Source organism: Psychroflexus montanilacus (assembly GCF_020164535.1).
In the GTDB taxonomy this organism is placed as follows: Bacteria; Bacteroidota; Bacteroidia; order Flavobacteriales; family Flavobacteriaceae; genus Psychroflexus; species Psychroflexus montanilacus.
Window position 1 is genome coordinate 1 of sequence record NZ_JAIQZC010000001.1, and the last position, 15,539, is coordinate 15,539.

At 34.1% G+C, this 15,539-nt stretch carries 11 protein-coding genes and 1 rRNA gene; 3 read left to right on the forward strand and 9 right to left on the reverse strand.

Going from position 1 to position 15,539, the window contains the following annotated elements; translation table 11 throughout:
• Positions 1–17 precede the first annotated feature (17 nt).
• Positions 18–126 (forward strand): 5S ribosomal RNA (gene rrf, locus LB454_RS00005).
• A gap of 133 nt (positions 127–259) precedes the next feature.
• Here the strand turns inward: rrf and LB454_RS00010 are convergent.
• Genes LB454_RS00010 through tsaD form a run of 6 tightly spaced genes read right to left on the reverse strand, consistent with a single transcriptional unit; the run spans position 260 to position 4,947 of the window.
• The gene (locus LB454_RS00010) at positions 260–1,462 is read right to left on the reverse strand and encodes an SAM-dependent methyltransferase (RefSeq protein WP_224462259.1); all 1,203 of its coding nucleotides are present in this window, start codon (positions 1,460–1,462) and stop codon (positions 260–262) included.
• Positions 1,446–1,946 (reverse strand): TrmH family RNA methyltransferase, encoded by a 501-nt coding sequence (locus LB454_RS00015; protein WP_224462260.1) that lies wholly within the window; start codon positions 1,944–1,946, stop codon positions 1,446–1,448. The genes LB454_RS00010 and LB454_RS00015 overlap by 17 nt, the downstream gene beginning before the upstream one ends.
• Before the next feature lies 1 nt (position 1,947).
• A complete protein-coding gene (locus tag LB454_RS00020; protein WP_224462261.1) occupies positions 1,948–2,598 on the reverse strand; it encodes a DUF4159 domain-containing protein in 651 nt (216 codons plus the stop codon).
• Positions 2,595–3,296: a 16S rRNA (uracil(1498)-N(3))-methyltransferase gene (locus tag LB454_RS00025; protein WP_224462262.1), complete on the reverse strand. Its 702-nt coding sequence runs from the start codon at positions 3,294–3,296 to the stop codon at positions 2,595–2,597. The genes LB454_RS00020 and LB454_RS00025 overlap by 4 nt, the downstream gene beginning before the upstream one ends.
• Entirely contained in the window at positions 3,296–3,913 is a 618-nt protein-coding gene (locus LB454_RS00030; protein ID WP_224462263.1) for a peptidylprolyl isomerase, read from the reverse strand. Before LB454_RS00030 ends, LB454_RS00025 begins: the two co-directional genes overlap by 1 nt.
• Positions 3,914–3,921: 8 nt before the next feature.
• Complete coding sequence (tsaD, locus tag LB454_RS00035; protein ID WP_224463846.1) at positions 3,922–4,947, reverse strand: tRNA (adenosine(37)-N6)-threonylcarbamoyltransferase complex transferase subunit TsaD; 1,026 nt, start codon at positions 4,945–4,947, stop codon at positions 3,922–3,924.
• Between the two features lie 109 nt (positions 4,948–5,056).
• On the opposite strand from tsaD, the gene LB454_RS00040 reads away from it, so the two are divergent.
• Complete coding sequence (locus tag LB454_RS00040) at positions 5,057–9,505, forward strand: translocation/assembly module TamB domain-containing protein (protein WP_224462264.1); 4,449 nt, start codon at positions 5,057–5,059, stop codon at positions 9,503–9,505.
• Here LB454_RS00040 and LB454_RS00045 read toward each other — a convergent pair.
• Genes LB454_RS00045 through LB454_RS00055 form a run of 3 tightly spaced genes read right to left on the reverse strand, consistent with a single transcriptional unit; the run spans position 9,498 to position 14,309 of the window.
• On the reverse strand, positions 9,498–11,219 hold the full coding sequence (locus tag LB454_RS00045; RefSeq protein WP_224462265.1) for a sodium:solute symporter family protein: 1,722 nt from the start codon (positions 11,217–11,219) through the stop codon (positions 9,498–9,500). The two genes, LB454_RS00040 and LB454_RS00045, sit on opposite strands and share 8 nt — an antisense overlap.
• 6 nt (positions 11,220–11,225) lie before the next feature.
• The gene (locus LB454_RS00050) at positions 11,226–11,609 is read right to left on the reverse strand and encodes a Rid family detoxifying hydrolase (RefSeq protein WP_224462266.1); all 384 of its coding nucleotides are present in this window, start codon (positions 11,607–11,609) and stop codon (positions 11,226–11,228) included.
• A 6-nt stretch (positions 11,610–11,615) separates the two neighbouring features.
• Complete coding sequence (locus tag LB454_RS00055) at positions 11,616–14,309, reverse strand: putative LPS assembly protein LptD (RefSeq protein WP_224462267.1); 2,694 nt, start codon at positions 14,307–14,309, stop codon at positions 11,616–11,618.
• A gap of 112 nt (positions 14,310–14,421) precedes the next feature.
• Here LB454_RS00055 and LB454_RS00060 point away from each other — a divergent pair, with 112 nt between their 5' ends.
• Positions 14,422–15,537: an N-acetylmuramoyl-L-alanine amidase family protein gene (locus LB454_RS00060; protein WP_224462268.1), complete on the forward strand. Its 1,116-nt coding sequence runs from the start codon at positions 14,422–14,424 to the stop codon at positions 15,535–15,537.
• The last annotated feature ends 2 nt before the right edge of the window (positions 15,538–15,539 follow it).

Sequence of the window (15,539 nt, forward strand, 5' to 3'; positions counted from 1 at the left end):
CAAGAGGGGATACGATTTAAGGTGGTTATAGCAACGGGGCTCACCTCTTCCCATTCCGAACAGAGCAGTTAAGCCCGTTAGCGCCGATGGTACTACATACCGTGGAAGAGTAGGTCGCCGCCTTCTTTATACTAAACCCTTCATTGCATCCGTAATGAAGGGTTTTTTATTTTATAATACCCTTCCAAAACTCAAACACAAAACACCTGCACAAACTTAATTATGCAGGTGTAAATAGATAAGTTAATGGGCTATCTGATTATAATTTAGTTGCTTTTATAACCTTGTTGCCTTCAATTGTTTTTGCGAAAATTAGATAATCAGTATCGGTTCCAGTTTTGAAGCCAATTTTCTTTTCCAGATTTGAAGGTGTTAGCTTTATATTTTTACTGATGATATTTATAAACCTGCCTTTAAACTCTCTTTTAAGTTTTTTAAAATTGATCGTTTCTATAGTATTCATTTTGTAGATTTTACCAGGAAAGCTTTTAATTAAAGTTTCACAAGTAAACAAATTTGTGTTTTGCTCTAATTTCAATAAACCGTATCTAATTGCCAGGCGATCGTACAAACCTGATTTCATTATACTCGAGTTGAATTCATAGATATACTTTAGACAAGGTGATAGGCCAACTTTATCGGAACTTATCAATCCATCGTGCTGTAAGACGTTTTTAGTATATTTTTTTTGAGAATCGTAATTGTATAGCTTAATATTTCTACTGCTAGTAGTTCTCCAATCGATGATCCAAAGCAATTCTTTTACTTCATTTTTTATAGACACAACATGAAGCTCTTTTACACCCGATAGCTCTTTGTATCCTGCTTCGATGTCATACATTGGGGATGTTTTGATCATCATTTGTTGAGATTTATTCTCTAGAAGCTTTTGATGTTCTAATAAATTGGGTAAAGAATCTTTGATTAAAAACACTTTTTGATTTTTGTTTCTTCGTGAAGGATCTACGTAAATCCAATCGTATTTATGAGTTGATTCTTTAAGTAATTCAATTGAATCTTGATTAAGGCATTTTATATTTTTAACCGAGAGAACATTGAAATTATATTTTGATATTTCAAATAAGTCTGAATTATATTCACAATAAGTGAGGCTATTTACTTGTTTAGAAAAAAAATAATCATCTACTCCAAAACCTCCAGTGAGGTCAATAAGTGTATCTCCTTCTATTAACTTTGACTTGTGCCTTGCTGTTATTTCTGAAGATGTCTGTTCTAGATTTAGTTTAGGAGGATATATTATTTTTGGATTTTTATGCCAGGTTGGGAGTTTTTTCCTTGCTTTATTTTTACCTACAACTTGGTTTACTAATAAGTTTATAGGTATAGAGGGGAACGGACTGCCTTTCAAGACAAGTTCTGGGATAGGTGTAGTTAATTGGTCTTCAATAAATTGAATAACTTCAGGGCTTGATAGTTTGTTATACTCACCTTCTGATTTCATATAAAGCAATACCTAAAGTTTGTGATACATTTAAACTAGAATTTTTACCGTGCATATTTATGTGGTAAACTTGATCTAGTTCATGAAGTATGCTATCAGGAATTCCTGATTTTTCATTACCTAATACCACGAGAATATTTTTGGCTTCCGTACCACTTAGTGCCAATATGCCCCTGCTATTATTTGTTATTTCCAAACCTATTTTATAGCCGCTAAACTTATTTAAAACTTCGTTTGGATCTTCATAAAATATGACATCTAAATTCTTTTCCGTAGATCTTGAAGTTCTCTTAAAACGATTGCTTTCTAATTCTTTTTTATTCGCTTGATTTATCCAAATCCTTGTTACTCCAAAGGCTTCAGCATTTCTAAATATGCTTCCTAAATTAGCAGGACTATCTATTTGATCCAAAAAGATACTTATTTCAATGTCTGAATCTTTATCAAACTTAACTTGATGATGTTGAAGCTGCTTTTCTTTCATATTACTGATTGAATGCGTATTTGAGAATATTTGCTCCCATCCTAAGGGCTTCAAGCCTTATATTTTCCGGATCTCCATGAACTGAAGAATCTTCCCAGCCATTTCCTAAGTCGCTCTCGTAAGTAAATAATACCATCAACCTTCCTTCGTCATCTTCGATGCCAAAAGCTTCAGCAGGTTTACCGTCATGCTCATGAATTTTTGGCAGTCCGCTTTCAAATCTAAATTCTGATGAAAAAATAGGATGAGTGTTTGAGAGCTTTTTAAGCTTCCTATTTGGAAAAACTTTTGTTATAGCTTTTTCAAAATAAGGCTTCAATCCATAATTGTCATCGGCATGAAGGAATCCTCCACTTAATAAATAGTTTTCCAGATTTTTAGCAGCTTCATCAGAAAAATAAATATTGCCATGTCCTGTAAGATGAACAAACGGATAATTAAATAACTCAGGATCTTCCGGTTTTACCTCTTTTATCACTGAGTTAATTTTACTTTTGGTTGTTTCGTTTGTGAATTCAACAAGATTTGGAAGTGAAGTAGGGTTGCTGTACCAGTCACCACCACCATCGTATTTTAAAAGGGCTATCTCCTGAGCATTTAGGTTGAGAAATCCAACTATGAAAGTAAATAAAAACCAAAATGATATTCTCATAAAGATTGAATTAAATTTACAGTATGACAGGCAACCATACCAGCAGTTTCTGTTCTTAATCTTGATTGTGATAGTGAAACGGCTTTAAAGCCATTAGATAAAGCGAAATCAATTTCAGAAGTTGAAAAATCACCTTCAGGCCCTATCAGTATTAAATTATTTTCACCTATTGATTTTGATAGATTCTCTTTTGGTAAATCTTCACAGTGAGCAATTAATTTTGTTGATTTAAAGTCAGAACTAATAAAGTCTGAAAAAGGAGTTAGTTTATTGAGTTTGGGTAAGAATGAACTTAAAGATTGCTTCATAGCTGCTAGTAATACTTTTTCATAGCGCTCTCTTTTGATTACTTTTCGTTCACTGTGCTCACAAAGTAAAGGTGTAATTTCCTGAATCCCTATTTCGGTTGCTTTTTCTAAAAACCATTCAAATCTGTCGTTTGCTTTGGTTGGTGCTATGGCAATATGAAGATGTTTAGAAACAGGTTTTAAAACTTCAGTTTTAATGACCTCAATCTCACATTTTTTTGGGTGATTGCTCCTTAATATTCCTTCAGCAATGCTCCCAAAACCATTTGTAATATGTATTACTTCCCCTATTTTCTTTCTGAGCACTTTAGAAATGTGTCTACTCTCTTCAGCATTTACTGCTATAAGTTGTGTGTTAGGATCAAAATTGGGTTCGTAGAATAACTGCATTAATCTTGAGTTTCTAATACTAAAATTTCTTCTATATTTTTGGGTGAATAACTTTTTGAAACTAAGTAATACCAATCCTTATCCTCAAGATCTACTTTGAAGGTTTCGTTGGCAGCTCTTATGCTAGACAAAGCAGCATTTTTGAAATCTTCTGGAACACTTCTTTTCTTGAACCATCCAGAATCACCACCTTTATTCTTATTCATATCCATAGAATATCTTTGAGCCAAGTGTTCAAAATCCTGATTTTTTGACATCTGGATGATTTGATCTCTCAAATGGTCTAAGTCCTCATAGCTCATTTCCTGGCCATCAAAAAATATATAATTGATTCTAAAATGCTCAACGTTTACTTTTTTCAAAACTTTGATTTTCTTGTTATTAGCATTATTTAGCTTTAAAGTTCCACCTTGTTTAAGCTCAAATAGTTCATTCGCTAAATTTGAATTATGTCTTTCTTTATTGAAAACTGAAAGTGTTCCTTGTGATCTAAATTCTGATAACTCCTCCTTAGAATATCCGAAATCTGCATAAACATCTTGATTGTGACGAAACAAATTGTTTTGAGAATAGGCCTGAAGACTCAAAAATGAAAGTAATAGGATAATTGATTTCATAATAAAAATTAGATTGCGTACCTAGCCTTTGATGCTGTGGCTAAGTCAGTAAATAGTTGTTTTCTATATTTAAGGTAACCAACAATTCCAATCATTGCAGCATTATCTGTGCAATATTCAAATTTTGGAATAAATACATTCCAATGATTAGTTTTTTGTTTTTCCAATAATGCAGTTCGGATGCCCGAGTTAGCAGAAACTCCACCACCAATAGCAACCACATTGATGCCAGTTTCCTTAACAGCTTTTTGCAATTTGGACATTAAAATGTCAACTACTTTTCTTTGAAAGGAAGCACAAAGGTCTTCTATATTTTCTTCTATAAAATCCGGATTATCTTTCGTTTGCTTTTGAAGAAAATACAGCACAGAGGTTTTTAAGCCACTAAAACTAAAATTCAATCCTTTTACGTTGGGCTTTGCAAACTCAAACTTGTACGGATCTCCAAGTTTTGAAAGCTTATCAATCTCGGGGCCTGCAGGGTAGGGCAGATTTAGCATTTTACCACATTTATCAAAGGCTTCTCCAATGGCATCGTCCAATGTTTCACCAATAACCTCCATTTCAAAATGATCTGTAACTTTTACAATTTGAGTATGACCCCCACTTATGGTTACTCCTAAAAATGGAAAATCAGGTTTTTTTTTGTCTTTATCTTTTATGAAGTGAGCTAATAGATGAGCCTGCATGTGATTCACCTCTATAAGAGGAAGACTCAAAGCAAGACTTAAAGATTTAGCAAAGGAACTACCTACGAGCAAAGAACCCATAAGACCTGGACCCCTTGTAAAAGCTATTGCGGACAAATCACTTTTAGAAATATTTGCTTTTTTGATGGCCTGGTCTACAACAGGAACAATGTGTTGCTGATGTGCCCTGGAAGCCAATTCTGGTACAACTCCACCATATTCCTTATGAACTTGCTGAGTTGCAACAATATTGCTGAGAATTTCATCATTACAAAATACAGCAGCGGACGTATCGTCACAGGAGGATTCTATCGCAAGTATGTAAACGTTTTCCTTTTTTGTCATGTATAAGCTAGAATTCAATAATAAAGACAAATCTAAATAAATTTGTGGCTTGGTTAAAAGCATTTAGGATTAGTATTTGATATATCTTTGAAAAAATTTAATCATCAGAGTGCTCGGAAAGGTTTGGAATTTTATAAAGAAAATTTTTATAGCAGTAGTGTTGTTGCTTTTGCTAGTTGTACTTATTTTCTTGATTCCTCAAGTTCAAACTTACTATGGTAAGAAACTTACTGATAACTTTAATGAAGCTTACCAGACAGATTTAAGTGTAAGAAGTGTCAAGATTAACTATAAAGGGAATATTGTTTTAGATGAGCTTTTGCTTAAAGATGATTATGAAGACACCATCGTTTATGCAAAATCACTGACGACTTCTTTGATAAATCTTACTAATATTTCAGGAAGAAATCTTCATTTTTCAAATACTGAATTAGATCAACTTAAATTCAAGCTGAAACAATACAAAGGAGAAGAGTTTGATGAATTCACAAAGTTCCTGGATAAGTTAAATGATACGACCTCTACATCAACTCAAGCATTTCAATTAAAAATTAACAGGGCACTTGCCTTTGAAAGTGAATTTGTTATCATAAATGAAAATATTGGTTCTGACCCGACATTCTCTGTGAGTGACTTAGACTTTAATATTTCAAACTTTAAAATAAAAGGCCCCGATCTTAACTTCAACCTGAGGCGCATGTCTGGGATTCTCAAAGAAGGAATTATTGTTGAAGACTTTAGTACTCAGTTTACCTATAGTCCTGAGCATATGCACTTAAAGAATTTAATGCTTGAAACCCCATATTCTCAAATTCAAGGTGAACTTCAATTTGACTATGAAAGAAAAGATCTTAAAAATTTTCTTGACAAAGTAAATATTAAAGCTGATTTTAATAAATCATTGCTATCCAGCACAGACCTAAGGAGATATTATAGCGGTTTTGGTTATGGTAATCAAATGATGTTAACAGGGAGAGCTACAGGTCAACTCAACAACCTAAATTTACAGTCTCTAAACATTAATGGACTAAAAAATACTAAAATAACAGGGGATTTGACCCTGATAAATTCTTTCGGCGACTCACCTTTCCAGATGGATGGATATTCGTTAGACATTACTACAAATTATCAGGATTTAATAGATTTACTACCATCAGATTTGGAACCTAATCTGCCACCGTATTTTGAAAAGTTTGGTGTTACTCAACTTTCAGGAAAAATAGATTTATCCAAAAGCAATTTATTTACCGTTTTGAAATTAAACACTGAGCTTGGCAGAGCTGCTGTAAATTTGAACTTTGAAAACTTTCAAAGTCCAGAATCTGCTGAATATAGTGGCTTCATTGATGTCACAGAATTCAATCTTTCAAAATTTTTCGATTCCAAAATTCTTGGTGATGCCACTTTTAGTTTTAATGTAAACGGTTCTGGTTTCACCCAGTCCTCTCTGAATACTTTGGCTATTGGAACCATCAATTCTATTGGCATAAACGGGTATACTTACAGAAATATTGAATTGAACGGTAATTTTAAGGCCCCCTATTTTAATGGAGAGATAGAAAGTCTGGATCCAAATTTTTTATTCTCTTTTGAAGGCTTACTTGATGCTTCTAAAGAAGAAAATGCCTTTAATTTTCAAGCTGATGTAGATTATGCTGATTTATACGCCCTTAATATTGTTAAGCGGGATACCATGGCAGATTTTGAAGGAAATCTGAAGGTTGATTTAAAAGGAAATTCTATTGACGAACTTAAAGGCAATCTCAATTTTAGTTCATTTACGTATGAGAACACTCAAGAAATTTACAATTTTGAGGATTTAATTGTAGAATCTTCCTTTAGAGATTCAAAACAAACTATCAATATCGACAGTCCAGACGTGATCAGTGGCAAATTGGAAGGTGAATTTAAATTAACTTCATTACCTCAATTATTTTCGGATGCAGTTGAAAACTTATATTTTAGAAGCAAGTCAAAACCAAGTGAAAGTTACCAATACATTGATTTTGATCTCAACGTTTACAACAAAATCGTAGAAGTCTTTCTTCCAGAAATAGAAGTAGCTCCCAATACTTTCATAAGAGGAAGTATTGATGCAAGTCAGGACGACTTTTCACTTAACTTTAGGTCACCACATCTAAAGGTATATGATAATACTTTTGACAATATCAACATTCAGATAGATACAGATAGTCCACTTTATAATTCTTACGTGGAGATTGAAAAAATAATGACCTCCTATTATGATATTTCAGATTTCAATATGATAAATGTAAACTTGAAAGATACCCTTTTTGTAAGGACAGAATTCAAAGGAGGGCAACTTCAAAAAGATAATTTCAACCTGAGTATTTATCAAACGGTTAATGACGAGAATAGATCTACTTTTGGATTTAAGCGTTCGAGTATCGTTTATAATGATAATTTATGGTTCGTCAACAGGGATTCTGACGACAACAATAAAGTAGAGATAGAACGAGGTTTTCAAAATTTCAATATTGATTCCTTAAAAATTTCCAGCGGAAAACAATCGATACTTCTTGATGGAATCCTAAGAGATTCTACATATAAAGATTTAAAACTAAATTTTGATAAGATCAAATTAGCTGATATTTTTCCAAAAAAAGATAGCATCCAATTTGAAGGTGTTCTTGACGGTAAATTGGATATATTTCAGGAAGATAAGATTTATGCCCCCAATCTTGATGTAGTGATTCAAGATTTTGAATTCAATGATGTCAAATATGGTCAGTTCAGTTTAGAAGCTGATGGAAACAAAGACCTAAGTTCCTTCAACCTTATTTCTGAATTAACCAAAGACAGCGAGTCATTATTCAAAGCCGATGGCTCTGTATTTACAATAGAAAACGATCAGTACTTCGATGTGAATGTTAATTTTGACAAATTTGATCTAAGTTCATTTAGCGTTTTTGGTGCAGATGTAATTTCAAAAATAAGGGGTTTTGCAACTGGAAAAGTAGACGTGAGTGGAAAGATTGATGATCCTTTTTTTAATGGAGAATTATTGCTTAAAGATGCCGGCCTTAATGTCCCTTATCTCAACATCGACTTTGATTTTGATGATAATTCTAGAATTGGATTTGATAATAAAGATTTTGTATTTGATAATATAGGGGTAACTGATGTAAAATATAAAACCCAAGGCTCTCTTAATGGAACAATAAGTAATGACAACCTGAGAGATTGGTTTATTGATTTGAATATTAGCTCTAACAATCTAGTGGCGCTTGATACAAAATTTAAAGAAGGGGACTTATATTATGGGACCGCATTTATTGATGGAAACGCCTCTATAGTTGGCCCTACAGATGAGATTGAAATCAATGTAAATGCTATTACACAGAAGAATACTGTTTTCAAAATTCCATTAGATGATTCTGAATCTCTTGGTGATAATTCGTTCATTTACTTTTTGACTTCGGAAGATAAACTTTCCAAAGAGGCAGGACGCAAATTAAAGACCAGAGAAGTAAAAGGCTTAAGTCTTAATTTTGACCTTGATATTACTAGAGATGCAGAAGTTGAAATCGTTGTAGATCCTGTAAATGGAAGTAGTTTGAAAGGAAGAGGAGCAGGGACACTTTTAATTGAAATCAATACCAACGGTAAATTTAATATGTACGGAGATTTTGTTGCTTATGAGGGAGAATATAATTTTAAATATTCAGGATTAGTACAAAAGCGGTTTGAGGTGGTTCCAGGATCCAATTTAACATGGAATGGGGATCCTGTGAGAGCCAACATTGATGTTCAAGCCAAATATGTCACTGAAGCTAATCCAGCAATATTACTGGAAAACCCATCCGTAAATCGCGATATTCCTGTAGAAGTTTTAATAAATCTGGGAGGCCAGATCGTACAGCCAGACATTGAGTTTAGTTTGAACTATCCCAATCTTTCTTCTGTAGTAAAAAGTGAATTGGAATACAGAGTTCAAGGCAGAGAAAATACTGAGCTCCAGGCATTATCATTAGTAACACAGGGTACGTTTTATAGTCAATCTGGACTTGGACAAAACGCTATTACTGGAAATTTAATTGAGAGAGCATCTGGAATTGTAGATGATATCATATCTAAAGACGATAACAAATTCAAACTTGGATTGAACTACCAGCAAAATGACAGAAGCCTAACCCAGAATAACTTGGCAGACAGAGTAGGACTTTCTATCAAAACTAAAATAAGTGACAGAGTACTTATCAATGGAAGATTTGGTGTTCCTGTGGGTGGGGTTACAGAATCAGTCGTTTTTGGAGATGTAGAAGTCAATTTCTTGTTGAATGAAACAGGAAATTTGAGAGCGAGCGTATTCAATAGAGAAAGCGACATACAGTTCATAGGTGAGGAGCTTGGATATACTCAAGGCATTGGGCTAACTTATACGGTCGACTTTGACACCTTTAAAGAATTGATGAACAAAATATTGGATGAAAAGTACGTCAAAAAAGAAAAGAAAGCGAGAGATAAGAATCCAGATGAAAAAAATATAGAATTACCTTCTTATATCAATTTTCCATCCAATAGAACCTCTAATTGATTATCCTTTTCCAATACCTTATTAAAATACCAATAGCTAATAAAGAAATAAAGGAAGATATAGAAAACAGAAGTATATTGTTATAAATAAGATATCCTGTCGCAAATAAAGATGAATAAACCCCAGCCACTCCTGCTACAAATCCAACTATTTTAAATTTAAATCCTTCAAATTTACCATTGTCAAATACTTTATTTTCAAAAGAATATAGTGTTTCTTTGGAGGATGGTTTTGTTATCAAAGTAATACCAACCCAAATACAAGTTGTTATTAAAACACCAATGACAAGCTCAACATATGAATCTATTTGCCAATAGTTATTGGTTTTTCCAATGAAGAAAATTACTGCTATGACAAATGAAGAGAGCATGGCAGCTATTTCGCTATAGGGATTGATACGATACCAAAACCATCTAAGGATAAAAAGTAACCCAGTTCCCGCACCAATCTGAAGTAACAAATCAAAAGCTTCCTTTGCCTCTTCTAAAACTAGTGCCAATAGTGCTGAAAAAATCATCATCAAAAAAGTGGATAACCTTCCAATCATAACTTTATTTCCCTCTGAAGCGTTAGGCTTAATAAATCTGACATAAAAATCATTGACCACATAACTACTTCCCCAATTGAGATGAGTAGAAATTGTACTCATAAATGCTGCTATGAGTGAGGTAACAACAAGGCCTAAAAGACCAGCAGGTAAGTAAGAAAGCATTGCTGCATAGGCCAAATCATTTTTTATAAATTCTTCATTTAGATCTGGAAAGGCTGAAGCAAGACTTTGTAAATCTGGAAACAAAACAATAGAGGCGAGCCCAATAATAATCCAAGGCCAGGGCCTAACGGCATAATGAACAACAGTGAATAATAGTGTAGCAAGGGTAGCGTGTTTTGTATTTTTAGCTGCCAGCATACGCTGTACAATATAGCCACCACCACCGGGTTCTGCTCCTGGATACCAAACACTCCACCATTGAACAGCCAGGGGCACAACAAGAATTGGAACATATACCTCAGGGTTGGTAAAATCTGGGAAGATTGAACTTTTAATCTGAACTTCTGGAATAGATAATAACTCCTGTAGCCCACCAATTTCTGGCATTTCTACAATATAAACCGTTGCCCAGATGCTTCCAGCAATAGCAATGGCAAATTGAATAAAATCAGTAAGGATGACTCCTTTTAGACCACCCAGCATTGAATATAGCACTGTTACTGAACACGATATGACCAAAGATTCTACTGCAGAGAAATTGAACATGACATGACCAATCTTGATAGCTGCTAAACAGACCGTTGCCATAATTACTATGTTGAAAAAAACGCCTAAATAAATAGCTCTGAAACCTCTCAGGAATGCAGCACTCTTTCCGCTATAACGCAACTCATAAAATTCTAAATCTGTTGAGATTTCACTTTTACGCCAAAGTTTAGAATAAAAAAAAACGGTAAGCATTCCCGTAAGCAAGAAACTCCACCAAACCCAATTGCCGTATACGCCGTCATTTCTTACTATACCAGCAACCAGCCCGGGAGTGTCAGCTGCGAAGGTGGTAGCCACCATGGAAATTCCAAGTAGCCACCAGGACATATTCCTTCCAGACAGGAAAAAATTCTTAGCACTTTTTCCGCTGGATTTTGAAACATATATACCAATGCCAAGACTTAGTGCAAAAAAAGAAATTATAATGATCCAGTCTATGGGGCTAAGAAGCATATATTTTTATTCTTGATAAGCTATCAGGCTTATTTCTACATTAGCATCTTTGGGTAGTCTGGCGACTTGAATAGTTTCTCTGGCAGGTGCATTTTTTTCGTCGAAATAAGAACCATAGATTTTGTTTATTTTCGAAAAGTTATCCATGTCAGAAATAAAAATAGAAACTTTGATGACGTTAGAAAAATCCATAGTGGCTTCTTTTAAAATAGCTTCAAGACTTTTCATAACCCGTTGGGTTTCATTTTCTATAGAATCAAATTCAGTTTCTCCCGTTTCTGGATTAATAGCAATTTGACCAGAGGTGTAAAGAAACCCCTTTATTAAAATCGCTTGGTTGTATGGTCCAATTGGTGCTGCAGCGTGTTTAGTTTTGATAATTTTTTTCATAATTGTCTATTGTAAGGTTCTATCGCGTTCTCTGTTTTTATCATATTTCACATCTTGCAAAATATTTGACTTTATACCAATAAAGAAAAACCAAGACCTTCTTACACCAAATGGTGTCCAGTTGAAACTCATTTGCCAGCTTTTTAAATCTTTGGCAAATCTTAGCTGAGTAAAAGAAAACCCTTTATTTCTGATATCATAGCCAGAAGATACACCTACTTTCCAGGTTGGAGAAAGCTCCACATCTCCAGAGAACATGATTGAGTGTGAGCTTATTTCATTTTCTCTAGTAGCATTGGCATAAGTCATGGTGTAAGATAAATTCAAATTCCAGGGGATTGCATAATTGTACCTGTCATTCTCATCAGACACAGGGTCTTTATTGGGGTCGGGTCGATTCATCATTTCACTTGTTCCAAAAAGGTCATCGGGTCGACCACCATTTCTAAAGCTTTCAGAATCGAATTCCTCATCTTCATCTTCTTCGTCCTCATCATCATCTTTTTTCTGAAAATCTTTATTCGAAAACGAATAGCTAAAACTGGCATTACCTCTTGTAAGTCTAAACAAGCTGCCGCCATTATTTATGTTGAGCGTGTTAATCCTTCTGTTGTTGCTATTTAAAGCATACATATCTAAAGTCCCTAAAAAATTGATAGCCAATTTGTCTTTTACGATAGGAAGTGTTCCTCTTACAGAAATTGGACTTAAATTTAGAGAATCAACCGCAAAATTATAATTGGTACTTAAGCCAAAATTGCTTAATAAGCTTCGTTTTTCAAAACGGTCTTCTCCTGTGAGTGTTGAATCTTTCTTTCTTACTTTGGCTTCGATGTCATTGGTGACATTGAAAGACATACTGCTGGCAAAATTGTTACCAGGAGCTCCGTTCAAAGTACCTTCAAATCTTGAAAATTCAACAACTTCGTCTTCTAGTCCAGCAATTCCTGTTCTAGTATATTCATCGTAGTACTGGTCAAAGGCAGGGCTTATATTATAGGAAACTGAAGGTCTTACCACATGCCTTATGGCTTTAATTTTTTTGTTATCTCCAAAGTCAAACATTCCATATACGGTTGTACCAACAGACGTGGAAAAATCATAAGTTCTATAAGAATCGAATCCATTTACAGTATCCCGTTCTACTTGCCTTAATTGCTCATCAAAACGCTGGTCAAAGGTTCTTAAGGTCCAAACTTCATTGAAGTTTGCACTGGTACTTACACTAAAATGATTGAAGATTTTGAAGTTTGTTGATATAGGAATAGTGTGTCTAGCACCAACGTCGGCTGACTCAAACATTTCAGGTCTAAAAAATAAAGAGTCCGTTGTGGATATTCGATTTTCCGCTCTCAAATTATACTGTAAATTTATATTCTCGATAGCACCTTTCTTTGCACCGGTTTTAGGTTCAAAAGGAAATACACGACCAATACTAAACTGCAAAGTAGGCAACGTCATATTGATGACCTGCGTATTTGTATTTTGGTTGTGAGTAGCAGAAATGTTGAGATTCATAGCAGGTTCAACATCAAATGTTTTAGAATATGATACCGAAGAATTTAAAGTGTTGTTTAAGAAATTACCTGTATTATTTTGATTTACAGACTGTTGGTAATAGTCGCTTGAGCCTAAATTTACAGATGCAGAAAACCTGGAAGATGGGTTTGCTTTTTGATCTTGGTTATGGCTCCATCTTATATTGAACACAGTGGTTTCACTAAAGTTTGGGAATCCACGTTCTTCCAGTAATAGTTTTTCATAGCGTATGGCAGCATTACCATTGAAGCGATAGCGTACATTATAATTGCTTTCCATCCGTAATCCATAACTTCCATTGGTATAATAATCTCCCTGTACAGCTAAATCTACATTATCACTTATCGCAAAATAGTAGCCTCCATTCATAAGAAAAAAGCCTCTATTTCGGTTTTCTCCATAGGCAGGAATGATAAAGCCAGAGGCTTGTTTGTCTGTGAGAGGAAAGTAACCAAAAGGTAACCCAAGGGGTGTTGGTACATCGGCAATATACATATTGACAAGCCCTGTAACGATTTTGCTGTCTGGAACAAATTTGATTTTCCTTGCGAAAAAATAATAATCTGCATCATCGACATCTTCTGCTGTTGTAAACTTTGCGTTTGCCAAATAATAGATGGAATCGTTTTGACGTTTTGAAATTTCTCCTTTCACTTTAAAACCACCTTGTTCGGTTCTTGAATTGAAGACCAAAGCCTTTTGAGAATCAAAATTGAAAATCAAACTATCGGGTTCTACAATATTATTACCTTGCTTAAAAGTTGGAGACTGAGTATATGTGCCAGCAGAGTCTATTATCCCCGCTGCAAAGACTTCTCTTGTGGAATTATTTAATAATATTCTACCAGCGTTTATGGTCATATCACCATATTCTACAACAGCCTCATTGTATAATTCCATGGTGTTATTTTTCCTGGAAAGTTTTTTGTAGTCTTTCGCAAAAGCATCTACAACATCGGTAAGGGTTTCTCTTTTTTTTGTTTTTTGCTGTTGTACAATAGTATCACCTATTGCATATTTCACCTGTTGGGTTATAGAATCGGCCTTGTTTTTGATCAGGTAGCTAAAATCTATTTTTTCAGATTCTTTTTCTTGTCCATAAAGGCCAAAATTGACAAGAAGTCCAATAAAAAAAAGTATGTAAAGTAAATTTGTACGCAATGCTTTTAGTACTATTTTTGTAAAAGAGGCCAATATTTAGAAGTTCCAAAATTACATTTTATTTTTATGCTTCCTAAAAAAGTTTCGAATAACATCTACAATTGTAAAATCTATGTTTAGACCAAACTCCAGTCTACGATTATTATTACTTATTTTTATTTTAAGCTTCTGCATTAATTTTGGCTTCTCTCAAAATAACTCCGGTAAATTTGTCGTGGTTTTGGATGCCGGACATGGTGGTAAGGATGCTGGAAATATGGGCAATAATTATCTTGAAAAGGATATTGCCTTGAATATAGTATTGAAAGTAGGTGAACAGCTCGAGAAATATGAAGATTTGCATGTCATTTATACAAGAAAAACAGATGTTTTTATTCCGTTGGATAAACGAGCAGATATCGCTAATAAAGCTAATGCTGATTTATTTGTGTCAATTCACTGTAATGGAGTTGCGAATAGTGCGCCTTCTGGAACTGAAACCTTTGTTTTAGGGCTTCATAGAAACAAGGACAATCTGGAAATAGCAATGAAAGAAAACTCAGTAATTAAGTTTGAGGAAGATTATGAAGTCAAGTATGATGGTTTTGACCCTGAGTCACCGGAGTCTTATATTGGATTTACAATTATGCAGGAAGAATTTTTAGACCAAAGTGTGCTACTAGCTGACTTTGTTCAGAAACAATTTCAAAGTACTTTAAATTTAAAAAATAGGGGAGTTAAGCAAGCTGGTTTTCTTGTATTAAGAGAAACTTACATGCCAAGTGTACTTATTGAAACAGGATTTCTTACCAATAAAAATGAAGGTGCTTTTTTAAATTCCAAAAAAGGTCAAAATCAATTATCAGAGGCTATTGTCGATGGTATTAATAATTATAAAAACATCATTAACGTAAAGGCTCTTGAATCTGAGCTAAGCGAATATAGGGTAAGTTCAAGTGATGTTTTAGAAGACTTTTCTTCAGTCACTTTCAAAATACAACTAGCAGCCAGTTCTAGAAAAATTGAGCCGAGTCCACAAAATTTTAAAAAATTATCTCCGATAACTCGTTATCAGGAGAATGATTTATTTAAATATTTATTTGGAGAGACTAGTAATTATTTAAATGCACAAACTTTGAGAGATAAAGCTAAGGCAGAAGGCTATACATCTGCTTTTATTGTTGCATTTAATTCTTCGGGAGAAAAAATTTCAATAAAAGAGGCTCTCAATACAAGAGACAACGACTAGTT